Raw genomic sequence first — 24221 nt, forward strand, 5'->3', positions numbered from 1 at the left:
TTCCGGGCCCCGCCCTCCCGGCTACTCGAGGGCGACGCCCCACTGCACCGCGAGGCCGGCCAACCCACCCGCCACCGCCTTCCCGGACGGCGTGAACGTCCAGGCGCCGCCACGCCGTTGGAAGGAGCCGACCAGCATCGCGGTCTCCGGCACGCCGCCCGTCGCGGCCGCCCAGCGCTCCGGCCCGGTGGTGTGCGGGCCGTACGAGCCGGTGAGGGCCAGCCCGTGCACGTAGCCGAGCGGCAGGGCGGGCGGCTCCTCCTCCTCGGTCGAGACCGCGACCACCACCTCGTCCGCCGCAGCCGGCAGCCGCTCCGGATCCAGCGTCAGCTCGGCGGCCCGGACCGGCTCACCGGGCACCGAGCGGGTCGGGTGGAGGCGCACGGCGCCGTCCGAATCCTGCGGGTTGTTGAAGAACACGAAGTGCTCGTCGCTGAGCACCCGCCCGCTCGCGCAGACGAAGGCGGAGACGTCCAGTTCCACGGCGTCCCCGCCGGCCGTCCGGCTCTGCCACGACAGCCGCACGGTGGCGGCGGGCTCCGCGGCCCCGGCGGCGGCGTCCGCCGCGGCGGCCCGCCGGGGAGCGGTGGATCCCCCGCCGCCGAGCCGCCCGCGCAGGCCCTGCTCCGCCAGCAGCTCGACCAACTCCGGCCCGCTCACCAGCGTCAGCGGCTTGTTGCGGATGTACTCGTACGAGCCCGGCCCGAACCCGGCCGTGGTCACCAGGATGCCCTTGATGGCGCCGTGGTGGCGCACCGTCGAGTCCAGGTCGCGCACGGCGGTGGGGGAGACCGTCGAGCGGTACCGCTTGGCCTGGATCACGATCCGTCCGCCGGTCACCGGGTCGAGGTCCTCCGCGACCACGTCCACCCCCGCGTCGCCGCTGCGGGCGGTGGTCATCACCCGGAACCCGCGCAGCCGGAACAGCTCCGCGATCAGCTCCTCGAACTCGATCGGGTCCATCTCGAAGAGGTCCGGCTCCTCCTCGCCGCCCTGCCCGGCCACGATGCCACCGACCGTCTCCGGCAGCCGGTCCGGCCGCACCTCGTCCAGCCGCTCCGGCCGTGCCGACAGCCTGCCGCCGAGCCCCTGGAAGCACTCCACGGCCGCCACCCGGTCCAGCGCCAGCCCCGCGAACTCGGCCCGGTCCACCGTCACCGTGGACAGGAACCGCTCGGCCTCCCGGCCGGTCGCCGGGTCGATCCCGCGGACGAAGCCGTTCAGCACCACGGAGGCCAGCAGCCCGTCGCCGTCCGCCCGGAACAGCTCGGTCACCACCCGCAGCGCGCTCTGCGCCAGCACCTCCCGGTACAGCGCCTTGCGCTCGGTGGCCGGGCGGGCCACCTCGGCCTCCCGGTCGTCCGCCTTCACGTAGCGCACCCGTGCGCTCGACGGCACCACGTCCGCGCCCGGCAGCTCCCAGTTGACCACCAGCTGGCGGGTGGACGCCTCCCAGGCCGCGACCAGCCGGTGCGGGAAACCCTCCGGCCAGCCCGCCGAGCCGTACAGCACGGCGCTGAAGTACTCCTGCACCGCCTCCGCCTCGCCGGCCCGCAGCCGGTGCAGCAACTCCCGGGTGCCCGCCGCCCGTTCCTCGTCCTGCCGGCGGTGCTGGGCCACCCACTCCAGGTACTGGCCGTGGTACTCGGCCAGCCGGCGCTGCCGGTCCGCCTCCGCGGCCTGCGCCGCGTACCAGTCCTGCTCGAACCGGGCCCGGGCCTGCGCCACGTACTGCTCGTACTGCTGCCACACCCCCGGGTTGCGCGCCTGGACCGGGTCCGGCGGCGGCACCTGGTAGCGCGCCTGGTCCGGCATCGGCACCGGCTCGCCGAGCCGGCCCGGTTCGAACGGCGGCAGCGCGCGGGGCGCCAGCAGCGCCTGCGGGCTGAACGCCGGCCGGCCCAGTCCGGCGGCCAGCAGCCCGCGCAACTCCTCCACCCGGCGGTCCAGTTCGGCCGTCCGCCGGGTCGCCTCGGCCTCCCGCGACTGCTGGTACGCCCGCAGCGCCTCGCGCTCGTTCCGCGCCGCCGCCCGCTGGGCCTCCCGGGCCTCCCGCTCGCGGCGCCGCTCCTCGGCCGCCTCGGCGCGCCAGCGGGCCTCCTCCCGGCGCTGCTGCTGCCGCTGCGCCTCCGCCCAGACCGCCAGCACCCCGTCGTTCCGCCGCCCCGCCACCGTCCACCCCTTCGTTCCGCACCCGAGCGGCGCGGCTCGGCCTCCCGGCCGCGCCGCCCCCCGCGCCCGCCACAATAGAACGTGGACGGGTGAACCGGCGAAGCGCCCTGTGACCTGCGGCGGCGTCAGGACCGGGCCGCCGTCAGCCGGCCGCGCGGATCACCACCTTGCCGACCGACTCCCGGTCCGCGAAGGCGCGGAAGGCCTGCGGCGCCTCGTCGAAGCCGAACTCGCGCCCGATCGCCGGCCGCAGCCCGTGGGCCGCGGCCGCGCGCAGCGCCGCCTCCAGGTCCGCGCGGCTGCCGACGAACTCGCGGCGGATCGTCGCCAGCGAACCGGCGTAGGCCTCGTCGGTGATCCGGAGGGCGGCGGGGCGGTCGCCGACCACCCAGAGCAGCACGATCTGCCCGTGGAACGCGGCCGAGCGGACCGACTGCTCGATGGTGGCCGGACCGTGCGTCTCGACCACCAGGTCGGCCCCGGCGCCGCCGGTCAGCCGGCGGACCTCCCCGGACCACTCCGGCGTGCGGCGGCGGTCGACGATGTGGTCCGCGCCGAGGGCGGCCAGCCGCTCCGCCCCGGTCGTGCTGCCGCTGACGGCGATCACGCGGCAGCCCAGCGTCCGGGCGAACTGCACCGCGAACAGCGAGACGTCCCCGCTGCCCAGGACGAGCACGGTCTGCCCGGGGAGCAGCCGTGCGCCGCCGGTGAGCGCCCGCCATGCGGCCACCCCGGCGCAGGTGAACGACGCGGCTCCGGCCCAGTCGAGGTGGTCCGGGACGGCCGCGAGGGCCTGCTCGTCCAGCACGGCGTACTCGGCGAGCAGCCCGTCGACGGTGCAGCCGAGCTGGTCGGCGAGCTCGGGCCGCAGCGGGCCGTCCGTCCACCGCGGGAAGTAGCTGCCGGTGACGCGGTCGCCCGGCCGGAACCGGGTGACCGCCTCACCGGTGGCCACCACCTCGCCGGCGCCGTCGCTGAGCGCGACCACGCCGGGCCGGGCGGGGAGCGGGTAGCGGCCGGAGAGGATCAGGGCGTCGCGCCGGTTGAGCGCGGCGGCGTGCACCTTCACCAGGACCTCGGTGGGGCCGGGGGAGGCGGGGTCGCCGTGGTGCAGGACGAGGCCGTCGGGGGTGCCGGGCCGGTCGATTCGGTAGGCGCGCACGAGGGGTTCCTCTCACTGGTTGCGGTGGTCGGGATCGATCATCGCCGGGGTGGTGCGCCGCGCCAATTCCCTTCGGGGAATGACGCGGTGGGCGGCTCGGCGGCCCCGCGCGGCGGGGCGGGTGCCCGCGGGCCGGTGCCACCCGGGTGCGACGGGGGCCGGTCGGCCCGGCCCGGCGCGGCCGGGCCGGAGCGGATCGGCCCGGCCGCACCCTCGGCCGTCAGGATGCCCCCGGGGGTATCTCTGCTACAGTCGAGAACAGATACCCCGGGGGGTAAACCGTGAGATTCGTGAGAAGGAGCGAGCACGTGTTTTTCGTCGACACCCTGGAGATCGAGGGCCTCGGCAACCGCAGCTACCTCGCCGGCGGCCCCGGCGGGGCGGTCGCCGTCGACCCGCCGCGCGACATCGACCAGGTGATCGCCGCGGCAGCCGGGCGCGGCGTCCGCATCGCCTACGTGGCCGAGACCCACGTGCACAACGACTACGTCACCGGTGGGCTGGAGCTGGCCCGGCTCACCGGCGCCCACTACCTCGTCCCCGCCGGAGCCGACGTCTCCTACCGGCGCGTGCTGGTCCACGACGGCGACGACTTCGACGTCGACCCGGCGGCAGGCCTGAGCCTGCGGGCCGTCGCCACGCCCGGCCACACCCCGCACCACACCGCCTACGTCCTCAGCGAGCAGGGCTGCGACGTCGCCGCCTTCACCGGGGGCTCCCTGCTGATCGGCACCGTCGGCCGCCCCGACCTGGTGGAGCCCCGGCTCACCGAGCGGCTCGCCCGCGCCCAGCACGCCTCCGTCCACCGCCTCGCCGATCAGCTGGCCGACGAGGTACCGGTCCTGCCCACCCACGGTTTCGGCAGCTTCTGCTCCGCCGGCCGGGCCGACACCGACACCACCACCGTCGGCGAAGAACGCCTCCGCAACGACGCGCTGGTCAAGGACGCCGACACCTTCGTCGCGGACCTGCTCGCCGGCCTCGACGACATCCCCGCCTACTACGCTCACATGGGCCCGGTGAACAGCGACGGGCCCGCCCCGGTCGACCTCACTCCGCCGAGCACCGCCGACCCCGCCGAACTCGCCCGACGCCTCGCCGCCGGAGAGTGGGTCGTCGACCTGCGTGCCCGCACCGCCTTCGCCGCGGGGCACCTGGCCGGCTCCTTCAACTTCGAGGGGGACGGCAGCCTCGCCACCCACCTGGCCTGGCTGATCCCCTGGGGCAAGCCCGTCACCCTGCTCGCCGAGAGCCCCGAGCAGCTGGCCGCCGCCCAGCGCGAACTCGTGCGGGTCGGCATCGACCGCCCCGCCGCCGCGGCCACCGGCGATCCGGCCGGCTGGCTGCTTCCCGGCGAGCAGCTGCGCTCGTTCCGGCGCGCCACCTTCGCCGACCTGGCGAAGGCGCTCAGCGAGGACGAGCCGCCGCTGGTCCTCGACGTCCGCCGCGACGTCGAACGGACCGCCGCACGGATCGACGGCACGTTGCACATCCCGCTGCACCAGCTGCACCGCCGCAGCGCCGAACTGCCCGAGGGCGTGCTCTGGGTCCACTGCGCCGGCGGCATGCGCGCCGCGATCGCGGCCTCGCTGCTGGACGCCGCCGGGCGGCAGGTCGTCGCCGTCGACGACGGCTTCGGCGCGGCGGCCGCGGCCGGGCTGCCGATCAGCACCGGCGTCGAGGGCGCGTCGGGCGCCTGAGCGGCGGGTGCCGCCAGCGCCGCCTGCAGTGCCGTCACCCCGCGGCACCGCCCATGCCCCCGCACCACTGCACCACCGCACCACCCGGAGTCACGCCCATGCAGCGTCCTGACGACCCCCGACGGCACGTCGCCCGCCCGCCCACCGTCCGGCCTCCTCTCGTCCGGCCGTCCGCCGTCCGCCCGCCCGGGCAGCCGGCCCGCCGAGCGGCCCGGCCCCCGCTGCCCGGGGCAGCCGACCGGATACCCCTCGCCGTACCCGCCGGTGCACTGCCCCGGCCGCCCGGCGCCGCCCGCCCGCGCTGCCAGGCCCCGGACCCCCGGCGGTGCACGTGATCACCTTGGTACTGGCTCTCGCCGCCGGGGCCGTCGTCGGGCTCGTCCTCGGCGGCCTCGGCGGGGGAGGCGGCATCCTGGCCGTCCCCGCACTGATCTACCTGCTCGGGCTGACCCCGGCCGCCGCCACCACCGCCGGACTGATGATCGTCCTGGCCACTTCGGTCTCCGCGATCGTCGCCCACACCAGGGCCGGGAACATCCGCTGGCGGGTGGCCCTCGCCTTCGCCGCCGCCGGGCTGGTCCCCGCGGCGCTCGCCGGAGCCGCCGCCGCGCGACTGCCGCAGTCACTGCTCACCGCGGCCTTCGCCGTGGTGGCGGCACTGGCGGCGACCAAGATGCTGCGCCCGGCCCGGAGAGGAACGGCCGCGACGGCCGGCTCGGCCCGGGCGGCCGTCACCGGGGCCGGGCTCGGCGCCGTCACCGGACTGCTCGGAGTGGGCGGCGGCTTCCTCGCGGTGCCGGCCCTGGTGACCGCGGTCGGCCTGTCGATGGAGACCGCCGTCGGCACCAGCCTCCCGGTGATCGCCGTGAACGCCTCGGCCTCCCTCGCCGCCCGCGGCGGCGCCGGCCCTGGTCTGGACTGGGCGGTGATCGCGCCCTTCACCGCCGCCGCGGTGCTCGGCGCCTGGGACGGCAAGCGGCTGGCGGCCCGCTTCTCCGGCGTCACCCTGCGGCGGGTGTTTGCCGGCCTGCTGCTGGCCGTCGCGGCCGTCATGGGCGCCGACGCCGTCCTCTGAGCCCCCGTTCCCCATCCCCCGCTCCACCACGCAAGGAAGTCCGCTGTGCCGACCCCCTCCGCACTCACTCCCGAGCAGGCTCACCCCCGCCTGTCCACCCTCACCGTCGTCGACGTCCGCACTCCCGGCGAGTACGCGGCGGGCCACATCCCCGGCGCGCTGAACGTCCCGCTCGACCAGCTCGGCCGTGCCCTGCCCGCGCTGCGCGAGGCCGCCGGGCGTGGCGGGCTGCTGATGGTCTGCGCCTCGGGCGCCCGCTCGGGCCGGGCCTGCACCGACCTCGCCGCCGCCGGCATCCCGGCCGCCACGCTCGTCGGCGGCACGTCCGCCTGGGTCGCCGCCGGGCACACCGTCGACCGCCCCGAAAGCGCCCCCGCCAGGGCACCGTGGTTGATGGACCGTCAGATCCGTTTCGTCGCAGGGGGTCTGGTGGTGGCCGGCCTGCTCGTCGGCCTGGTGCTGCCGGGTGCGCGCTGGTTCTCGGCCGCCGTCGGCGTGGGCCTGGTGTTCTCCGCCGTCACCAACACCTGCGCGATGGGTGCGCTGCTGGCGCGCCTTCCGCACAACCGCCCACGCCCGGGCCACCGCGACGACCTGGCCGCCACCCTGGCCACCCTCACCACGGGGCAACCGGAGCCGCACGCACCCGGCCGGTCGTGACCGCGCCGCGAGCCCTCCGGACCAAGGGGGCTCAGCCCCTGGTGAGAGGACCGATCCCGGTCTTCCGCCCGTAAGCGGAGACGAGTTGGTCCTTACCCCGCGGTTCGAGATCGATCTTGCACGGTCCGGGCAGACCGGGTGCGTCGAACTGCACGACGATGTGATGGCCGCTGTCCGCTTCGAAGTACACGGACCAGGTCACGGAACGGAGGCTACCGGTCGCAGAGGGCCGCGGTCCCGCCGTTTGCACGTCTGATGCGGCTGGGCCCGGACGCGGCGGCGCCCCGGCCGGGTGGCCGGGGCGCCGGGGGGTGTTGTGCTGGGGGGTCAGCTTTCGGCGGAGCGGCGGCGGCTGATGGCGACGAGTGCGGCGCCGGCGGCGAGGGCCGCGGCGGCGCCGCCGGCCTCCAGGACCAGGCCGTCGTTCGCGCCGGTGGCGGCGAGCTGGCCGGTGGCGGCGGTGGTGGTGCCGAGGGTGGTGCCGGTAGAGAGCGGGGCCGGGTTGGAGACGGTGGTGACGACCGCGGCGGTCTGGGCGGTCCGGGTGCCGGTCTGCTCCTGGCCGCCGGTGGTGCCCTGGGCCTGGGGCTGCTGCGCGGTGGTCTTCTGCTGGTCGGCCCTGGCGGCGGCCGCGGCGGCCTCGTCCTCGGCGCGGGCGACGGCCTGGCCCTCCTTCAGGAAGGCCAGGACGTCGGCGTAGCTGCCGTCGAGGGCCTTCAGGCCCGCCTTCTTCACGGCCGGGCCGCCCGCCTCGACGAGCTGCGAGACCTTGATGCGGTTGTCGCTCTCCTGCAGGACCGGGAGCCGGCTCTCCAGGAATCGGCGCAGGTCGGCCGGGCTGCCGTCGAGCGCCTTCTGTGCGGCCTCGCGGACCAGGCTTCCGGTCTGCGGGTTCGCCAGGACCTGCCGGATCTCGGTGCGGTCGTCCTCGGCGCGGGCGGTGTACTGGCCCTCCTTGAGGAACCTGACGACGTCCTCGTAGGTGCCCTTCATCGCCTTGTCGGCCGCGGCCTGCACGGCCGGGCCACCGCGGGACATGATCTGGACGAGCCTGAGCCGGTCGTCGCTCTCCCGGACACTCGGCATCTCGACCGTCAGGAAGTGGCGCAGGTCGGCGGCGGTGCCCTTGAGGGCCTTCCCGGCGGCCTCGCGAACGCGGGGGCCGGTCTCCTTGTCGGCGAGGATGCGTTCGATCTCGGCGCGGTCCTGGTCCTCGGCGCGGGCGGTGTACTGGCCCACCTTGAGGAAGGCCTCGCTCTCCGCATAGGTGCCCTTGAGAGCCTTCTCGCCCGCCTTCGTGACCGCTGGGCCGGCGCCGTCGAGGACCCGCACGATGAGGACCCGGTTGTCGGTGTGACGCGCAGGCTCCAGTTCCACCTCCAGGAAGTGGCGCAGGTCCGCGGCGGTGCCCTTGAGAGCCTTCTCGCCGACCTCACGGACCTTGGACCAGCTCTCCGTGCCTGCGATGATCCGCTCGATCTCGGCGCGGTCGCTCTTCTCCTGGGCGGCGCCGTGGTCGTCGGCGGCGTCGGGCGCCGTTTCGGACGCCGTGTCGGGGCCGGTGACGCCGGTGGGCTGCGGGCTGTCGGCGGCGGAGGCCGGCGACTGGAGCAGAACGGGCGCCAGCACGGCAGCCGCGAGGACCGCCGAGACCTTGGGCAACTTCATGCGCGTGAACCTGCTTCATACGGAGGAGTCCTGAACCGGCTCAGCATAGATCGTTTGAAGCGGTTGTCGTACGAATAACTCCTGTGACAGGCGGGCGCCACCGGATGTACACCGAGAGGACCACCGTTGGTCCTTCGCGGGAGCGAGGCGCCGCCGGCCCGCCGCAGGCAGCCTGATCCACGACAGAGCGGACGAAGCTCCGGACACCGGCGTCGAACGGCCGCGCGGGGCGCCGGGGCCCACCCGCCCCGGCGCCCCGCCCCTCCACCCCTGGGGGGCCTCCTCCGCAGCCGACGGCCTTCTGTCCGAGGCAATTGGTAACCTCGCTGGTTCGGACGGAGGGAAGGCATGGGCACAGGGCAGCAGACGGGCGGCGGGTGGATCTCGACCGGGCTGCAGTGGCGGGACGGCCGGCCGCTGCTCAGCGCCGTGCACGGGCGCCGGGTGCACGAGCGGGTGGCGGAGCCGGGCACCGTGGTCGGCTGGCTGCTGGGCGGACCCCGGCGCTGCACCGGCGCCTGGCTGGCCGGCGCGACCGAGCGGACGCCCTGCCCGCACCACGCCGAGATCGAGCCGGACGGCGGCGCCGTCCAGTGCCCCGCCTGCCAGAGCGTGGACCGGGGACTCGCGCTGGCGCGGGACCAGATCCTCGACGACGGGCGCACCTACCGCCTCTACCTCGCCTGGTTCGGCGACGGGCTGGTGAAGGTGGGCCTGACCGCCGAGCAGCGCGGCACCAGCCGGCTGCTCGAACAGGGCGCGCTGGCCTGGACGTTCGCCGCCCGCGGCGCGCTGCCCGCCGTCCGCCGGGCCGAACTCACGATCGCAGCCTCGGGGCTGGCCCGGGAGCGGTTCAACGCCCGGACGAAGCCGGACCACTGGTGGTCGCCCGGCGACGCCGCGCACCGCCGGACGCTGCTGCTGGACGCCCGTACCGCGGCGCACCGGCTGCTGGCCGGCCACGCGGTGGAGCTGCTGGCCGACCACCCGGTCACCGACCACGTCGTGCTCTTCGGCCTGGCCGAAGGGGCCCCGGCCGCCTACGGGCGGATCGAGACGCTGGCTCCGGGCGCGGTGGTCGCCGGGGCGCTGCGCCCGCCGATCGGCCGCCACCTGCTGCTCGACCAGCCGGACGGTGCCGAGCCGCTGCTGCTCGACACCCGGCTGCTGACCGGGTGGACGCTCACCCAGGCGGCCGGCCGTCCGGCGTCGGGGCTGGTCGTGCGACCGCGAGTGCGTCCCGAGGTGCCGGACACCCAGGAGGCGCTGTTCTGACGGCGCGCGGCCGACTGGTCGCCGCCCGGCCGTCGCTCCGGCCACCGCCCGGGCGGACGGCAGCCCCGCCGCTCAGGCCAACGTGCCGCGCACCCCGCCGCTCAGGCCAGCTTGCCGCGCACCCCGCCCGGGCCCGACCGCGCGCGACGCGACGCCGGGGGCCGGGACGGCCGGACGTCGCTGCGGGCGGGCGGCTCGGCCTCCGCCGCCCGACGCGCGAGCGCGGCCCGCGCGGCGGCCAGCGCCACCCGCGCGAGCAGGGGGTCCTCCCGGACGCCCGCAGCGCGGTTGGCCGCCTGGCAGTGCGCGCACCAGACGGGCGAGGCGGGCCCGTCCGGGTACACCATGCCCTCCGGCGGTAGGTAGTGGGCGCCGCACTCGACGCACTCGAAGACCATCCTCATCCGACGATCACCGTCCCGGATCCGTGGCACCGACCGCATGGCGACCAGAAGGTGTCGACCCTCGGCACCATGCTCCCTTCCTCGTCCAGCTCGACCGAGGCTTCGGTCTTCTGGGTCCCCCCGGACCCGCCACACCCGGTGCAGGCCTGAACCTCAGGCATATGACCCTCCTTGGCGCGGGGACCCACCGTAGCGCGAATCGCCGCGACGGGCGCCGCTCCTGGCGAACGACCACCCGTGTGGGGAGCGCACGGCCCACCGGCACGCGCCGCCCGTGCGACCTGGGCCGGTGCGCGACGGCCCCCGGACACGCCGGTGGGCCCCTCCCGCCAGGAAGGGGCCCACCGGCGAGCTCCGCTTTCAGCCGAGGGAGCTGCGGAGGAACTCGCGGTTCATCGCCGCGATGCTCGGCAGCGGGATGCCCTTCGGACAGGCGGTGGCGCACTCGCCGGTGTTGGTGCAGCCGCCGAAGCCCTCGGCGTCCATCGCGGCGACCATGTTCCGCACCCGGGACTTCCGCTCCGGCGCGCCCTGCGGCAGGACGTTGAGGTGGACCACCTTGGCGGAGGTGAACAGCATCGCCGAGCCGTTCGGGCAGGCGGCGACGCAGGCGCCGCAGCCGATGCACTCGGCGTGCTCGAAGGCCGTGTCGGCGGCCTCCTTGGGCACCGGCGTGGCGTGGGCGTCGGGTGCGCTGCCGGTCGGGGCGGTGATGTAGCCGCCGGAGCCGATGATGCGGTCGAACGCCGAACGGTCCACCACCAGGTCCTTGACCACCGGGAAGGCCGAGGCCCGCCACGGCTCGACGTCGATGGTGTCGCCGTCCTTGAAGTGCCGCATGTGCAGCTGGCAGGTGGTGGTCCGCTCGGGGCCGTGGGCCTGGCCGTTGATGACCATGCCGCAGGCGCCGCAGATGCCCTCGCGGCAGTCGTGGTCGAAGGCGACGGGCGTGTCGCCGCGGGTGATCAGCTCCTCGTTGAGGGTGTCGAGCATCTCCAGGAAGGACATGTCGGGGCTGATCCCCGAGACCTTGTAGGTGGTCATCGAGCCGGGTGCGTCCGGGCCCGCCTGGCGCCAGATGCGCAGGGTGAGGTTCATGCGTAGCTCCGCTGGGTGGGGTGGACGTGCTCGAACTCGAGCTCTTCGCGGTGGAGCACCGGTGCCGTGCCGGTGCCGGTGAACTCCCAGGCGGCGGCGTAGCTGTACTCCTCGTCGCGCCGGGCGGCCTCGCCGTCCTCGGTCTGGCTCTCGGTGCGGAAGTGGCCGCCGCAGGACTCGGCCCGGTGCAGGGCGTCCAGGCACATCAGCTCGGCCAGTTCGAAGTAGTCGACCAGCCGGTTGGCCTTCTCCAGCGACTGGTTGAGCTCCTGGCCGGTGCCGGGCACCTTGATCCGGCGCCAGAACTCGTCCCGCAGCCGGGGGATCCGGCCGAGGGCGCGGCGCAGGCCGGCCGCGTCGCGGGCCATCCCGCACTCGTCCCAGAGGAGTTCGCCCAGCTCGCGGTGGAACGAGTCCGGCGTGCGGTCGCCGTTCACGGCGAGGATGAGGTTGAGCCGGTCGGTCACCTCGGCCTCGGCGGCGGCGATCTCCCCGTGGTCCGCGGGCACGGGCGGCAGCGGGTTGCGGGCGAGGTAGTCGTTCAGGGTCGGCGGGAGGACGAAGTAGCCGTCCGCCAGGCCCTGCATCAGGGCGCTGGCGCCGAGCCGGTTGGCGCCGTGGTCGGAGAAGTTGGCCTCGCCGATGGCGAACAGGCCCGGCACCGTGGTCTGCAGGTCGTAGTCGACCCAGAGCCCGCCCATGGTGTAGTGGATCGCCGGGTAGATCCGCATCGGCACCCGGTACGGGTCCTCGGCGGTGATCCGCTCGTACATCTCGAACAGGTTGCCGTACTTGGCGGCGACGGCGTCCCGGCCCATCCGGCGGATCGCGTCGGCGAAGTCCAGGTAGACGCCCTGGCCGCCGGGGCCGACGCCGCGGCCCTCGTCGCAGACGTTCTTGGCGGCCCGGGAGGCGATGTCGCGCGGCACCAGGTTGCCGAAGGAGGGATAGATCCGCTCCAGGTAGTAGTCCCGTTCGGCCTCGGGGATCTCGGCCGGCGGCCGGGTGTCGCCCTTGGCCTTGGGCACCCAGATCCGGCCGTCGTTGCGCAGCGACTCGCTCATCAGGGTGAGCTTGGACTGATGGTCGCCGGAGCGCGGGATGCAGGTCGGGTGGATCTGGGTGAAGCACGGGTTGGCGAAGTACGCGCCGCGCCGGTGCGCCCGCCAGACGGCGGTGGCGTTGGAGTTCTTGGCGTTGGTGGAGAGGTAGAAGACGTTGCCGTAGCCGCCGGTGGCCAGCACCACGGCATCGGCGGTGTAGGTGGAGATCTCGCCGGTCACCAGGTCGCGGGCGACGATGCCGCGGGCCCGGCCGTCCACCACCAGCAGGTCCAGCATCTCGGTGCGCGGGTGCATCTCGACGTTGCCGGCGGCGATCTGCCGCGACAGCGCCTGGTAGGCGCCGAGCAGCAGCTGCTGGCCCGTCTGGCCGCGGGCGTAGAAGGTGCGGGAGACCTGCACGCCGCCGAAGGAGCGGGTGTCGAGCAGGCCGCCGTACTCGCGGGCGAACGGGACGCCCTGCGCCACGCACTGGTCGATGATCTCCACCGACACCTGGGCGAGGCGGTGCACGTTCGACTCGCGGGCGCGGAAGTCGCCGCCCTTGACCGTGTCGTAGAAGAGCCGGCGGATCGAGTCGCCGTCGTTGCGGTAGTTCTTGGCCGCGTTGATGCCGCCCTGCGCGGCGATCGAGTGGGCGCGCCGCGGGGAGTCCTGGAAGCAGAACTGGACCACGTGGTAGCCCTGTTCGGCCAGCGTGGCGCCGGCTGCGCCGCCCGCCAGGCCGGTGCCGACGACGATCACGGTGTGCTTGCGCCGGTTGGCCGGGTTGACCAGCTTGGCCTCGAACCGCCGCTGGTCCCAGCGCTGTTCGATCGGCCCGGCGGGGGCCTTGGTGTCGGCGACCGGAGCGCCGACGCCGTACTCGGCGTAGGGGAGCTCGGTGGGCACGGCGCTCTCGCCGCTCTGCGCGCTCGGGGTGTTCACGGTGCTCAACTCACCACTCCGGTCATCACGGCCACGGGGACGGACAGGAAGCCCACGGTCAGCACCAGGGCCAGGCCGTTGGCGGCCAGCTTCAGCGCCTTCTCCCGGCGGGCGTTGGAGGCGCCGAGGGTCTGCGCGGCGCTCCAGAACCCGTGCCGGATGTGCAGACCGACGGCCAGCATCGCGACGACGTAGATCACGCAGCTGTACCAGTTCGAGAACGACGCCACGATGTTCTGGTACGGCTTGCCGTGCTCCGCGTTGGGGTTCACGGTGAGCGTGGTCAGGTCCAGGATGTGCCAGACGATGAACAGCCCGAGGATCACCCCGCCCCAGCGCATCGTCCGGGTCGCGTAGCTCGCCCGCCGCCGCTTGTGTACGTACTTGCTCGGCCGGGCCGCGATGTCGCGCCGGCTCAGCTGGTACGCGGACACGCCGTGCAGCACCACGGCGGCGAGCAGGCCGGCGCGGGCGATCCAGAGGAACCACTCGTACCGCAGGAACGGCTCCCCGAGGGTGCGCAGCCAGTGCGCGTAGCCGTTCAGCTCGTCCGGACCGAAGAAGATCTTCAGGTTGCCCAGCATGTGGGCGACCAGGTACAGCAGCATGACCAGTCCGCTGACGGCCATGACGGCCTTCTTGCCGACGGTCGACCGCCACAGCGTCACCAGTGTGGACGGGTGCCGGGCCGTCCGAGTCGCGGTTGTCATGGCGTCAACGGTAGGGACGGGCCGTCCAGTGCGTCCAAGACATGATGCGGCTCGCCGCGATAGCCAGTACCTATCGACCACGCCTATCCTGGCCGGGTGCAGCTCCAGCAACTCCGCTACTTCGTCGCGGTCGCCGAGACCCGCCACTTCACCCGGGCCGCCGAGGCGGCCCACGTCGCCCAGCCCTCGCTCTCCCAGCAGATCCGCGCCCTGGAGCGCGAGCTGGGTGCCGAGCTGTTCCACCGCACCCGGGGCAACATCGCCCTCACCGACGCCGGCGACGCGCTGCTGCCGCTCGCCCGGCGCATCCTCGCCGACACCGAGAGCGCCCGGCTGGCCGTTCAGGAGACGGTCCAGCTGCGCCGCGGCCGGGTCCGGCTCGGGGCGCCGCCGAGCCTGTGCACCAGCCTGGTGCCGGACGTGCTGCGGGTCTTCCGGGACCGCTACCCGGGCGTGGCGCTGCTGGTCCGCGAGGGCGGCTCGCGCGACCTGGTCCGCACCCTCGCGGCGGGCGAACTGGACCTCGCGCTGATCATCACACCGCCGAGCGGCGAGGCGGCGCCCGCGCTGGACGTGACCGAGCTGCTGCACGAGGAACTGGTGCTGGTCTCGCGGTCGGCCGAGGGGCGGCGCCGCAAGGTGCGGGTGGCGGAGCTGCGCGGGCGGCCCCTGGTGATGTTCCGCGAGGGCTACGACGTCCGCGAGGCGACGCTGGAGGCCTGCCGGGCGGCCGGGTTCGAGCCGGAGTTCGCGGTGGAGGGCGGCGAGATGGACGCGGTGCTCGGCTTCGTCGGGGCCGGGCTCGGGCCGGCCGTACTGCCGGGCATGGTGGCGGCCCGCTCCGGGCTGGCCGTCACGCCGTTCGCCGGGCCCGGCCTGGGGCGGACCATCGCCGTGGCGCACGGCCGCGAGGTGCCGCTCACCCGGGCCTCGGCCGCGCTGCGCGAGACCCTGCTCGCCCATTTGCGCGACGCCGCCCGGGACGGCGACCTGCCGCCGGGCACCCGGCTGCTGCTGGCCTGAGCGGGGCGCCGGCACCGTGCCGCCGGGCGTACGCCGGCCGACCGCCGGGTCCGCCGTACCCGACCGCTGGACCCGACCGCCGTGCCCGACCGCCGGTCCGCCGTGCCCGACCGTTCGTACGAATGGTTGGCATGGTACGCGAAGCACCCGAATCGTGATCCGGAACCACCGGTGGCCCGGAACCCCGTGTTCACGGGCGTGCGTCCCGTGCAGTGACCGCGGTGCCGTATGGTGCGTCGCCGCAGAACCGAGCCGGCAGAGCCGGGCCGGCAGTGACGGGCGAGCAGGGACTCACGGGGAGTACGACGCGATGGGCGACGGGAAGCAGCTGGACGGCAGACCGGTCGGGGGCGACGGCGCCCCCCTCGGCGGCACGCCGGAGATCGAGGACGAGCGACCCTGGGAGCTCCCCGACTACCTCCACGAGCGGGAGCTCGGTGCAGGCGCCAGCGGCCGGGTCGTGCTCGCCCGCCACCGGGAGACCGGCACTCCGGTGGCGATCAAGTACCTGCACGGCTCCGTCGGCAGCTCCGGCCTGCGCGAGGAGGCGGAGGTCCTCGCGGCCGTCGACTCCCCGCACGTCACCCGGCTCTACGAGTACGTGGAGGGCGAGCGCGGCGCGGCCATCGTGATGGAGCTGGTGGACGGCATCGCGCTGCGCGACCTGCTCCGTGCCGAGGGCGCCACCACCCCGGAGGCCGCCCTGGTGGTCCTGAAGGGCTCGCTGCTGGGCCTGGCCGCCGCCCACGAGGCCGGGGTGGTGCACCGCGACTACAAGCCCGCCAACGTCCTGGTCGACACGGCCGGCACCTCCAAGCTGGTCGACTTCGGCATCGCGGTGGCGCGCGGGGAGGAGGGCGACGTCTCCGGCACGCCCGCGTACATGCCGCCCGAGCAGTGGGCGGGGCGCCCCGCCTCGCCCGCCGGCGACGTCTACGCCGCCACCGTCACGTTCTTCGAGTGCCTGACCGGTGCCCGCCCCTACGCCGGCACCACGATCGCCGAGCTCGCGGTCCAGCACACCGAGGCCCCGATCCCGGCCGAGCAGGCGCCGGACCCGGTCCGCCCGCTCATCCTCGCGGGCCTGGCCAAGGACCCCGCGGACCGCCCCGACAGCGCGGCCGCCCTGGTCGAGGAGCTGGAGGCCGTCGCGACGGCCGCGTACGGGCCGGACTGGGAGGAGAAGGGCTGCCTCGACCTGGTCGCGCTGCTGGCCCTGCTCGCGGTGCTGCTGCCCGGTGCCGGCGGTGCCGGCGGCGGCACCGCGCTGGCCCACACCGCCCTGGGCGGCGGGGGCGCGGTCGGTGCGGAGGCGGCGGCCGGCACCGTCCTCGCGGCGGGCGTGGACGCCGCCGCCGAGGCCGGCACCGCTCCGGCGGCCCCGGTCCGGGAGACGCTGGTCCGCCGCGGCGCCCGGCTCGGCGGTCGCGGCAAGGCGCTCGCCGGGGTCGTGGCCGGCACTCTGACCCTGGCCACGCTGGCGGGCATGGCGATGGCGGGAGCCGCCGACGGCGGCGCCCACACGGTCACCGGCGGCGCAGCCCCCGAGGCCACCACGACGCTCGGCACCACCGACCCGACCGGCGCACCGTCGCCCGCGGCGAGCAGCGCCACGGACACGCCGTCCGCCTCGCCGTCCGCCTCGACCGGCACGCCGTCGGCCTCCGGAAGCCCGAGCGCCACCGCCACGGCGGGTTCCCCGACGGCCGGGCCCTCCGGGTCCTCGCCGGTCGCCGGGGCGCCGACTACCAAGGGCGCCCCGCCGGCCACCGGAGCCCCCGCGCCCGGGCAGCCGACCCCGCCGCCCGCCGGCCCGGCCTCACCGCCCCCGACCGCCCAGCCCGCGGGCCCGGCCGCCCCCACGACCGTCGTCGCACCGACGCCGGTCGTCACCCCCACGCCGACCCCGACCGTGGCGCCGGCCACCCTCGCGGTCAGCACGGTGAACCTGGACTCGCTGACCTGCAGCGGCCGTTGGAGCCTGAGCGCGACGGTCACGGTGGTCGCCCAGGGCACCGGCAGCGGGACGCTGACGCTGAGCTGGTACCACACCTCCGGCGGACGGTCGGTCACCGTCGCGACCGACACGGTGGTGATCCAGGGCGGTCGCGCCACGGTCACCCGGGCGCACGACTTCGGCTCGGCCGACACCTTCCCGACCTGGGGTGTGCGGATCGGCACCAGCCCGGCGGCGGCCAAGCCGGGCAGGACGTCGGCCGAGACGGCCGCCTTCCTCTGCGACCCGCCCCGCTGAGCCGGCGCCGCTGGGCCCGGGGCGCTGCGCCCCGGCCCCCCGGTCCGCCGAGCCGGCGCCGGCAACGCCTTCCACCGATCCGGTCCCTCACCGACCGGCCCCCGAACCCCTCGTCCCCACCCCGCTCTCCGGAGGAGCCATGTCCACGTCCCGCCCCGACTCCGCCGCGGCCCCGGCGCCCGAACCGGACCGGACCGTGCGGCTCGGCGCGGCCCCGAAGGACGTCGAGGCGACGGTCCGGCTCGGGTCCGGTCCGGCGGCGGAGGAACTGACGGTACGCCTGACCGGTGCCCCGGAGGACGCCGAGCAGACGGTTCGGCTCGGGTCGGAGGCGGTTGCGGGGGAGCAGACCGTGCGCCTGGCCGGGGGCTCCGAAGCCGTCGAGGCGACGGTCCGGCTGGAGTCCGGCCCGGTGACCGGGGAGCAGACCGTCCGGCAGGCCCGGAGGACCGCGGGACCGGCCGCCGCCGAGCCGGACACCGAGGCCACCGTCCGGCTCGACGCCGACGACCCGGGGAGCGCGACCTTCCTCGACCCCCGGGTCTGGGGCGGCGCGCCGCAGGCGGGGGAGACCAGCACGCTGGTGGACACCCGGACGGGCGGCAGGACGGTACCCGCCCCGCCGGCGGCGGACGAGACGGACGCAACCGGCACCGTGGAGAGCGCCGCTACCGCCCCGACCGACTCCTCACCCACCGGTGGCCGGAAGGAGGAACGTTCCTTCGCCCCCGGCGAGCTGCGACGCTTCGGCCCCGGGGTCCCGCCGCAGGCCGCCGCCGTCTGGCACGGCGCCGCCGTCCCCGACCGGGAGCAGCCGGGACGCCGCCGGGCATCGCGGTGGTTGGTGCCGCTGGCGGTGCTGCTGGCCGTCCTGGCCCTGCTGGCCTTCCTGTTCTGGCGCTTCACCTCGCCCGCCCTGGCGGTCACCGGCGTCGGCGTGACCACCGACCCCGCGGGCCCCGGCTGCGGCGGCACGGCGGTGATCACGGCCACGGTGGAGACCGACGGCGGCGCCGGCACCATCCGCTACCGCTGGCTGCGCAGCGACGGCACCACCTCCGACGAGATCCGCCAGGACGTCGAATCGGGCGCCCGCAAGGCCGACCTGGTGCTGCGCTGGAGCTTCGAGGGCCGCGGCGAGCTCCAGGCGACCGCGACCCTGCAGATCCTCTCACCGGACGCCCGCACCGCAGCCGTCTCCTTCCCCTACCGCTGTTCCTGAGCCGCGCGGAGGGAGTGCTCGGGCGTCCCGGCTCCCCGGCACCGGGACGGCGGACGCCTTGCGCGACGTGTGGACGGGAGAGGGTTCCGCCGGCGCGGCGGACGGCCTTCCGTGGACGGGCGAAGCGCGACGTGGACGGGCCCGGGGCGGCTGCCCCGGGCCCGTCCACGTCGCCGGCTGCGGTCAGGCCGGGAGGACCGCCTCGATCGCGGCGATGACCTCGTCCGACTCCGGCTCGGTGCGCGGGCGGATCCGGGCGGCCACGGTGCCGTCCGGGGAGACGAGGAACTTCTCGAAGTTCCAGGCGACGTCGCCCGCCTGGCCCTCGGCGTCGGCGGTGCGGGTCAGCACCTCGTAGAGCGGGTGCCGGTCGTCGCCGTTGACGTCCGTCTTCTCGAACAGCGGGAAGGAGACGCCGTAGGTGGTGGAGCAGAAGGTCTGGATCTCCTCGGCGCTGCCCGGCTCCTGCCCGGCGAACTGGTTGGACGGGAAGCCCAGCACGGTGAAGCCGCGCGCGGCGTACCGCTCCTGGAGCCGCTCCAGGCCGGCGTACTGCGGCGTCAGGCCGCACTTGGAGGCGACGTTGACGATCAGCAGCGCCTTGCCCTTGTAGTCGCCCAGCGAGGCGGCCTCGCCGGAGAGGGTGCGCAGCGGGATGTCGTACAGGCTCACGGAGATGCCCTTCGGTCGGTCGGACGGGCCGGTATCGGCACAGGGTGTGCGGAGCGCGCCGGGGCGCGACTCACCGTGGCGCACAACTCCCGAGTGCGCCGGTCTGTTCCCGGTCGTCATCCGGCCAGGTCGGGCGGTCTGCCAGGGCGAACGCCGAGGGTGGTGTACGACCGGCCGGCGGCCGGGTTCGGACCGTACCCGAAGTGGGGAACCCGACGTCCCGCGGCCGCGTCGACGGCTGCGGGACGACGGCCGAGGGGGTTGGCGATGCGGGACCGGGAGCAGGACGACGGCACGGGATCGGGGAGGGGCGGGTGGCAGCTGCCGGAGTACCGCCACGTCCGGGAGCTCGGTGCGGGGGCGGCCGGGCGGGTGGTGCTCGCGCACCACGACCCCACCGGCACACCGGTCGCGATCAAGTACCTGCACGACGCGGCGGGCGGGGCGGAGCTGCGCCGGGAGGCGGCCGTTCTGGCCCGGGTGGACTCGCCGTACGTCACCCGGCTCTACGAGTACGTGGAGTGCGGGCCGTACGCGGCCATCGTCATGGAGCTGATCGACGGCATCTCGCTGCGCGCGCTGCTCCGGGCGGAGGGGGCGACCACCCCGGAGGCGGCGCTGGTGGTGCTCAAGGGCTCCCTGCTGGGGCTGGCCGCCGCGCACGCGGTCGGGCTCGTGCACCGCGACTACAAGCCGGCCAACGTGCTGGTCGCGGCGAACGGCACCACCAAGCTGGTCGACTTCGGCATCGCCGTGCCGAGCGGCGACGACCGGGACGTCTCCGGCACCCCGGCCTACCTGGCGCCCGAGCAGTGGACCGGCGCGCCGGCCTCGCCCGCCGCCGACGTCTACGCGGCGACCGTCACCTTCTTCGAGTGCCTGACCGGCGCGCGTCCGTACACCGGCGGGACGCTCGCCGAGCTGGCGGTCCAGCACCGGGAATCGCCGGTGCCGGACGGGCTGGTCCCGGAGGCCGTCCGGCCGCTGGTCCGCGCCGGTCTGGCGAAGGAGCCGGGGGACCGGCCGGTCGGCGCGGCGGAGTTCGTCCGGCTGCTGGAGGCGGCGGCCACGGCCGGGTACGGCCGGCGCTGGGAGGAGCGCGGCCGGTCCGACCTCGCGGCGCTGGTCGCCCTGCTGGCCGCGCTGCTGCCGTGGGGCGCGGCCGGCCCGCCGCCCGGAGGGACGACGGCGCTGGCGCACACGGAGCTCGTGGCCGCCCAGGGCGCTGCGGCGAGCCGGGGCGAGCACGCGCGCGGCGGCCGATCCACGGCGACCAGGTCCGAGCACCCGCGCGGGGGCGCCTCGGCGAGCCGGACGGTCCGGCGGTTGGGGCTGCACGGGCGGGTCCGGGCCGAACATCCGCGCCGCCGGCGGGCCCGGGCGGTCGCCGGCGCGGTGGCGAGCACGCTGGCGGCGGCCACGCTGGCCGCGGTGGCGGTCGCCGGCACAGGGGACCGCGGGGAGCGGACCGCGCTCGGGAGCCCGCTGCCGGAGCTCACCACCACTCTCGGCCCGGCGGGCGGGGGCGGCGGGGAGACGTCGGCGGGGTCGTCGGACCCCACGACGTCCGCCGCGTCCTCCGGCGGCCGGACGTCCACCGACCCGCCGTCCTCCTCGACGAGCGGACCGGCGTCCCTGTTCGAGTCCTCCTCCCCGTCCGCGCCCGTGTCACCGCCCCCGACCTCGTCGCAGCCGCCCCGGCCCTCGCCGTCGAAGCCGCCGACCACCGGTACGGCGTCGGGCCGCTCGCCCAGCCCGACGCCGGGCCGGACATCCGGCACGACGCCGCCGCCGGGCACCGCCACGTCCTCCACGGCCAGGCTCACGGATGCGCCGCGGACCACCCCGCCGACCACGAGCACCACGGCGGCGACGGTCGTCGGTGGACCGCCGACCGTCGTCACCCCGCCGCCGGTGACCCGGGTGACCTCGCTGAACGTCGACTCGGTCAGCTGCCTGGACAGCAGCGTCTGGGGGATCCAGGCCAGGATCACCGTCGTGTCGTCCGGGCCGCCCGGGGCCACGCTCACCGTCTCCTGGCAGCACCACTCCGGCGCGAACAACGCGCCGGTGACCGTCGCCACCGACACCGTGCGGCTCGGCACCGGTTCGGTCACCCTCACCCCGTCCCACGTGTTCGGCAACGACGACAGCGTCTACTGGGGTGTCCGGGTCGTCAGCGATCCCAGGCCGGACAGTACGACGACGGGCTACCGGGAACTTCGCGGGTTCGACTGCCGGCAGCCGGGCTGATCCGCGCGCCGGGTCCGCCGGACCGTTCCGCCCGACGGTGCCATCGCCCCGCCGTCTGCTCCCGCCGTCCGTTCCGCCGCCCGTTCCATCGTCCGCTTCGCCGTCCGGTCCCGTCGCACGTCCCCGGAGGTTCCATGTCCCTGCCCCGACCGGAGCCCGGCCCCGGATCCGGCCCCGACCGTACCGTTCGACTCGGCGGCGGCCCGGCGCCCGAGCGGACGGTCCCGCTCGGGCGTCCTGCGCCCGCCGCCGAGGAGGCGGAGTGCGCCACCTACCTCGACCCGACCGTCTGGGGGACTGCGGCGCCGGGCCCCGCAACCGCCCCGCCGGAGCCCGCGCCGGCGCCGCCGCGCCACGAACCGCCGCCGTACGAACCGCCGCCGTACGAGGTGCGCCGGTTCGGCCCCGGCGTGCCGCCCGTGGCCGCCGCGGTCTGGCACGGACCGCCGTCCGCGCCGCCGCTGCCGCCCCGGCGGCGCCGGGCCGTCCGGTGGCTGGTCCCGGCGGCCGTCCTGGTGATCCTGCTCGCCCTCCTCCTCGTCCGCTGCCGGTCCGAGCCGCCGCTGGCCCTGGGCGGCGTCACCGTCGGCGCCGAACCGGCGGGCGGCCCGCCGTGCGGCGGAACAGCCGTGATCACCGCGACGGTCGCCACCGACGGCCATCCCGGCACCATCCGGTACCGCTGGCTGCGCAGCGACGGCACCTCCTCCGGCGAGCTGGTGCAGCCGGTGCAGTCGGGCGAGCGCCGGGCGGAGCTGGTGCTGCGCTGGACCTTCGACGGCCGTGGCACCATGCAGGCGACCGCGACCGTGGACATCCTCGCGCCCCGGCACCTGGGTGCGGCCACCTCGTTCACCTACGCCTGCCAGGGCTGAGCCGCCGGCCACGGCCGATCCACCGGCCGGGGCCGGGCGCGTCGACGCGAACGCCCCCGGTGGCGGGGCGCGCACTGCCCCGGTGGCACCGCGGACGCGGTGCCACCAGGGCCCGTGGGACGCTCGGGCTCAGACCTTGAGGGTCTTGATCGCCGTCGGGGCGTGCTCCGGCAGGGAGGCCAGCTCCTCGAACTCGGTCACGTCGCTCATGTCGACCGTCCTGCTCATCGAGATGTTGGTGACGCGCTCCAGGATCGCCTCGACCACGACCGGGACCCGGTGCTCGACGGCGAGCTTCTTGGCCTCCTCGAAGGCGGCGCCGAGCTCGTTCGGGTCGGTGACCCGGATCGCCTTGACGCCCAGGCCCTCGGCGACCTTGACGTGGTCGACGCCGTAGACGCCGATCTCCGGGGTGTTGATGTTCTCGAACTCCAGGTTGACCTGGAAGTTGATGTCCAGTCCGATCTGAGCCTGGCGGATCAGGCCCAGGTAGGCGTTGTTGACCAGGACGTGGACGTAGGGGACCTTGTGCTGCGCGGCGACCGCCAGTTCCTCGATCATGAACTGGAAGTCGTAGTCGCCCGAGAGCGCGACGATCGGGGTCTCCGGGTCGGCGGTGGCGGCGCCGATCGCGGCCGGGATGGTCCAGCCGAGCGGGCCGGCCTGGCCGCAGTTGATCCAGTGGCGCGGCTTGTAGACGTGCAGGAACTGCGCGGCGGCGATCTGCGAGAGGCCGATGGTGGTGACGTAGCGGGTCTCCGGGCCGAAGGCCTTGTTCATCTCCTCGTACACGCGCTGCGGCTTCATCGGGATGTCGTCGAAGTGCGTGCGCCGCTGCAGGGTGGCCTTGCGCTCCTGGGCGGAGGCGGCCCAGTCGCCGAAGTCGGGGAGCCGGCCCTCGGCCTCGAGCTCCTTGGCGACCGCGATGAAGAGCTCCAGCGCGGCCTTGGCGTCGGAGACGATCCCGTAGTCGGGGGCGAAGATCTTGCCGAGCTGGGTCGGCTCGATGTCGACGTGGACGAACGTGCGGCCGTTGGTGTAGGCCTCCAGGTTGTACCCGGTGTGGCGGTTGGCCCAGCGGTTGCCGATGCCCAGGACGAAGTCCGAGGCGAGGAAGGTCTCGTTGCCGTAGCGGTGCGAGGTCTGGACACCCACCATGCCGGCGGCCAGCTCGTGGTCGTCCGGGATGGTGCCCCAGCCCATCAGGGTGGAGATGACCGGGACGCCGGTGAGCTCGGCGAACTCGACCAGCAGGTCGGAGGCGTCGGCGTTGATGATGCCGCCGCCGGCGACGATCAGCGGACGCTCGGACGCCAGCAGGAAGCCGACGGCCTTCTCGATCTGGGCCCGGGTCGCCGACGGCTTGTAGACCGGCAGCGGCTCGTAGGTCTCGGGGTCGAACTCGATCTCGGTCAGCTGGACGTCGATCGGCAGGTCGATGAGGACCGGGCCGGGCCGGCCGGAGCGCATCAGGTGGAACGCCTGCTGGAAGACACCGGGGACCTGCGCGGCCTCCAGGACGGTGGTGGCGGCCTTGGTGACCGGCTTGGCGATCGAGGCGATGTCGACGGCCTGGAAGTCCTCCTTGTGGAGCTTCGAGACCGGCGCCTGGCCGGTGATGCAGAGGATCGGGATCGAGTCCGCGATCGCCGAGTACAGGCCGGTGATCATGTCGGTGCCGGCCGGGCCCGACGTACCGATGCAGACACCGATGTTGCCCGCCTTGGCGCGGGTGTAGCCCTCGGCCATGTGCGAGGCGCCCTCGACGTGGCGGGCGAGCGTGTGCTTGATGCCGCCGACGTTCCTGAGCTCGCGGTAGAAGGGGTTGATCGCCGCGCCGGGCACGCCGAACGCTTGCTCAACACCCTCGCGCTTGAGGATCTCCACGGCCGCGGCGGCGGCGGTCATACGAGGCATCGGGTTTCTCCTGCGTCGGCCCGCTGTGGGTCGGAGGGCTCATCTCCAGAATTCCACCATACGGAAGAACGGTTTCTGTATGTGGAAACACGG

19 protein-coding genes are annotated in these 24221 nt (G+C 75.2%); 9 read left to right on the forward strand and 10 right to left on the reverse strand.

The window, feature by feature from the left end:
* Nucleotides 1-21: 21 nt before the first annotated feature.
* Together MCM47_RS42495 and MCM47_RS05275 are read right to left on the reverse strand one after the other, a co-directional pair.
* The gene (locus MCM47_RS42495; protein ID WP_308222287.1) at nucleotides 22-2172 is read right to left on the reverse strand and encodes a restriction endonuclease; all 2151 of its coding nucleotides are present in this window, start codon (nucleotides 2170-2172) and stop codon (nucleotides 22-24) included.
* Nucleotides 2173-2314: 142 nt separating this feature from the next.
* Nucleotides 2315-3334 (reverse strand): NAD(P)-dependent alcohol dehydrogenase, encoded by a 1020-nt coding sequence (locus MCM47_RS05275; RefSeq protein ID WP_238741671.1) that lies wholly within the window; start codon nucleotides 3332-3334, stop codon nucleotides 2315-2317.
* A 308-nt stretch (nucleotides 3335-3642) separates the two neighbouring features.
* On the opposite strand from MCM47_RS05275, the gene MCM47_RS05280 reads away from it, so the two are divergent.
* The 3 genes from MCM47_RS05280 (at nucleotide 3643) to MCM47_RS05290 (ending at nucleotide 6769) form a co-directional block, all read left to right on the forward strand.
* Nucleotides 3643-5034 (forward strand): rhodanese-like domain-containing protein, encoded by a 1392-nt coding sequence (locus MCM47_RS05280; protein ID WP_238741673.1) that lies wholly within the window; start codon nucleotides 3643-3645, stop codon nucleotides 5032-5034.
* Between the two features lie 331 nt (nucleotides 5035-5365).
* Entirely contained in the window at nucleotides 5366-6109 is a 744-nt protein-coding gene (locus MCM47_RS05285; RefSeq protein WP_238741675.1) for a sulfite exporter TauE/SafE family protein, read from the forward strand.
* 45 nt (nucleotides 6110-6154) lie between these two features.
* Nucleotides 6155-6769: a rhodanese-like domain-containing protein gene (locus tag MCM47_RS05290; RefSeq protein ID WP_238741677.1), complete on the forward strand. Its 615-nt coding sequence runs from the start codon at nucleotides 6155-6157 to the stop codon at nucleotides 6767-6769.
* 31 nt (nucleotides 6770-6800) lie between these two features.
* On the opposite strand, the gene MCM47_RS05295 is transcribed toward MCM47_RS05290, so the two are convergent.
* Both MCM47_RS05295 and MCM47_RS05300 read right to left on the reverse strand, forming a co-directional pair.
* On the reverse strand, nucleotides 6801-6971 hold the full coding sequence (locus MCM47_RS05295; protein ID WP_238741679.1) for a hypothetical protein: 171 nt from the start codon (nucleotides 6969-6971) through the stop codon (nucleotides 6801-6803).
* 125 nt (nucleotides 6972-7096) lie between these two features.
* Nucleotides 7097-8437: an ALF repeat-containing protein gene (locus tag MCM47_RS05300; RefSeq protein ID WP_305067942.1), complete on the reverse strand. Its 1341-nt coding sequence runs from the start codon at nucleotides 8435-8437 to the stop codon at nucleotides 7097-7099.
* Nucleotides 8438-8785: 348 nt separating this feature from the next.
* Between MCM47_RS05300 and MCM47_RS05305 the strand changes: the two genes are divergently transcribed.
* Nucleotides 8786-9712 (forward strand): DUF2797 domain-containing protein, encoded by a 927-nt coding sequence (locus MCM47_RS05305; protein ID WP_238741681.1) that lies wholly within the window; start codon nucleotides 8786-8788, stop codon nucleotides 9710-9712.
* Between the two features lie 101 nt (nucleotides 9713-9813).
* On the opposite strand, the gene MCM47_RS05310 is transcribed toward MCM47_RS05305, so the two are convergent.
* The 4 genes from MCM47_RS05310 to MCM47_RS05325 all read right to left on the reverse strand — a co-directional run bounded on the left by MCM47_RS05310 (nucleotide 9814) and on the right by MCM47_RS05325 (nucleotide 13912).
* On the reverse strand, nucleotides 9814-10116 hold the full coding sequence (locus tag MCM47_RS05310; protein ID WP_238741683.1) for a hypothetical protein: 303 nt from the start codon (nucleotides 10114-10116) through the stop codon (nucleotides 9814-9816).
* Between the two features lie 360 nt (nucleotides 10117-10476).
* Nucleotides 10477-11214 carry a succinate dehydrogenase/fumarate reductase iron-sulfur subunit gene (locus tag MCM47_RS05315; protein ID WP_238741685.1) on the reverse strand — a complete coding sequence of 246 codons (738 nt, stop codon included), beginning with the start codon at nucleotides 11212-11214 and terminating at the stop codon, nucleotides 10477-10479.
* Nucleotides 11211-13166, reverse strand: coding sequence for a fumarate reductase/succinate dehydrogenase flavoprotein subunit (locus MCM47_RS05320; protein WP_238860025.1), 1956 nt, complete (start codon nucleotides 13164-13166; stop codon nucleotides 11211-11213). The genes MCM47_RS05315 and MCM47_RS05320 overlap by 4 nt, the downstream gene beginning before the upstream one ends.
* 41 nt (nucleotides 13167-13207) lie before the next feature.
* Nucleotides 13208-13912 carry a succinate dehydrogenase cytochrome b subunit gene (locus MCM47_RS05325; RefSeq protein WP_238741687.1) on the reverse strand — a complete coding sequence of 235 codons (705 nt, stop codon included), beginning with the start codon at nucleotides 13910-13912 and terminating at the stop codon, nucleotides 13208-13210.
* Nucleotides 13913-14008: 96 nt separating this feature from the next.
* Between MCM47_RS05325 and MCM47_RS05330 the strand changes: the two genes are divergently transcribed.
* From MCM47_RS05330 to MCM47_RS05340, 3 genes are all read left to right on the forward strand, one after another.
* Entirely contained in the window at nucleotides 14009-14935 is a 927-nt protein-coding gene (locus MCM47_RS05330; protein WP_238741689.1) for a LysR family transcriptional regulator, read from the forward strand.
* Nucleotides 14936-15245: 310 nt separating this feature from the next.
* Complete coding sequence (locus tag MCM47_RS05335) at nucleotides 15246-17189, forward strand: serine/threonine-protein kinase (protein WP_238741691.1); 1944 nt, start codon at nucleotides 15246-15248, stop codon at nucleotides 17187-17189.
* 139 nt (nucleotides 17190-17328) lie between these two features.
* Nucleotides 17329-18411, forward strand: a complete 1083-nt coding sequence (locus MCM47_RS05340) for a hypothetical protein (RefSeq protein ID WP_238741693.1) — start codon at nucleotides 17329-17331, stop codon at nucleotides 18409-18411.
* A 183-nt stretch (nucleotides 18412-18594) separates the two neighbouring features.
* Here the strand turns inward: MCM47_RS05340 and MCM47_RS05345 are convergent, their stop codons facing one another.
* Nucleotides 18595-19083, reverse strand: coding sequence for a glutathione peroxidase (locus MCM47_RS05345; protein ID WP_238741695.1), 489 nt, complete (start codon nucleotides 19081-19083; stop codon nucleotides 18595-18597).
* 267 nt (nucleotides 19084-19350) lie between these two features.
* On the opposite strand from MCM47_RS05345, the gene MCM47_RS05350 reads away from it, so the two are divergent.
* Nucleotides 19351-21336 (forward strand): serine/threonine-protein kinase, encoded by a 1986-nt coding sequence (locus MCM47_RS05350; protein WP_238741697.1) that lies wholly within the window; start codon nucleotides 19351-19353, stop codon nucleotides 21334-21336.
* 134 nt (nucleotides 21337-21470) lie between these two features.
* Complete coding sequence (locus MCM47_RS05355) at nucleotides 21471-22211, forward strand: hypothetical protein (protein WP_238741699.1); 741 nt, start codon at nucleotides 21471-21473, stop codon at nucleotides 22209-22211.
* A gap of 129 nt (nucleotides 22212-22340) precedes the next feature.
* Here MCM47_RS05355 and gcl read toward each other — a convergent pair whose 3' ends face one another.
* Nucleotides 22341-24119: a glyoxylate carboligase gene (gene gcl / locus MCM47_RS05360; protein WP_238860026.1), complete on the reverse strand. Its 1779-nt coding sequence runs from the start codon at nucleotides 24117-24119 to the stop codon at nucleotides 22341-22343.
* Nucleotides 24120-24221 lie beyond the last annotated feature (102 nt).

It is taken from the genome of Kitasatospora sp. A2-31 (assembly GCF_022288725.1).
Lineage (GTDB): Bacteria > Actinomycetota > Actinomycetes > Streptomycetales > Streptomycetaceae > Kitasatospora.

Coding starts and splice junctions, on each gene's coding strand:
- MCM47_RS05335 (WP_238741691.1), top strand. CDS start 15,246: ATGGGCGACGGGAAGCAGCTGGACGGCAGACCGGTCGGGGGCGACGGC.
- MCM47_RS05325 (WP_238741687.1), bottom strand. CDS start 13,912: ATGACAACCGCGACTCGGACGGCCCGGCACCCGTCCACACTGGTGACG.
- MCM47_RS05315 (WP_238741685.1), bottom strand. CDS start 11,214: ATGAACCTCACCCTGCGCATCTGGCGCCAGGCGGGCCCGGACGCACCC.
- MCM47_RS05355 (WP_238741699.1), top strand. CDS start 21,471: ATGTCCCTGCCCCGACCGGAGCCCGGCCCCGGATCCGGCCCCGACCGT.
- gcl (WP_238860026.1), bottom strand. CDS start 24,119: ATGACCGCCGCCGCCGCGGCCGTGGAGATCCTCAAGCGCGAGGGTGTT.
- MCM47_RS05305 (WP_238741681.1), top strand. CDS start 8,786: ATGGGCACAGGGCAGCAGACGGGCGGCGGGTGGATCTCGACCGGGCTG.
- MCM47_RS05340 (WP_238741693.1), top strand. CDS start 17,329: ATGTCCACGTCCCGCCCCGACTCCGCCGCGGCCCCGGCGCCCGAACCG.
- MCM47_RS05310 (WP_238741683.1), bottom strand. CDS start 10,116: ATGAGGATGGTCTTCGAGTGCGTCGAGTGCGGCGCCCACTACCTACCG.
- MCM47_RS05300 (WP_305067942.1), bottom strand. CDS start 8,437: ATGAAGTTGCCCAAGGTCTCGGCGGTCCTCGCGGCTGCCGTGCTGGCG.
- MCM47_RS05350 (WP_238741697.1), top strand. CDS start 19,351: ATGCGGGACCGGGAGCAGGACGACGGCACGGGATCGGGGAGGGGCGGG.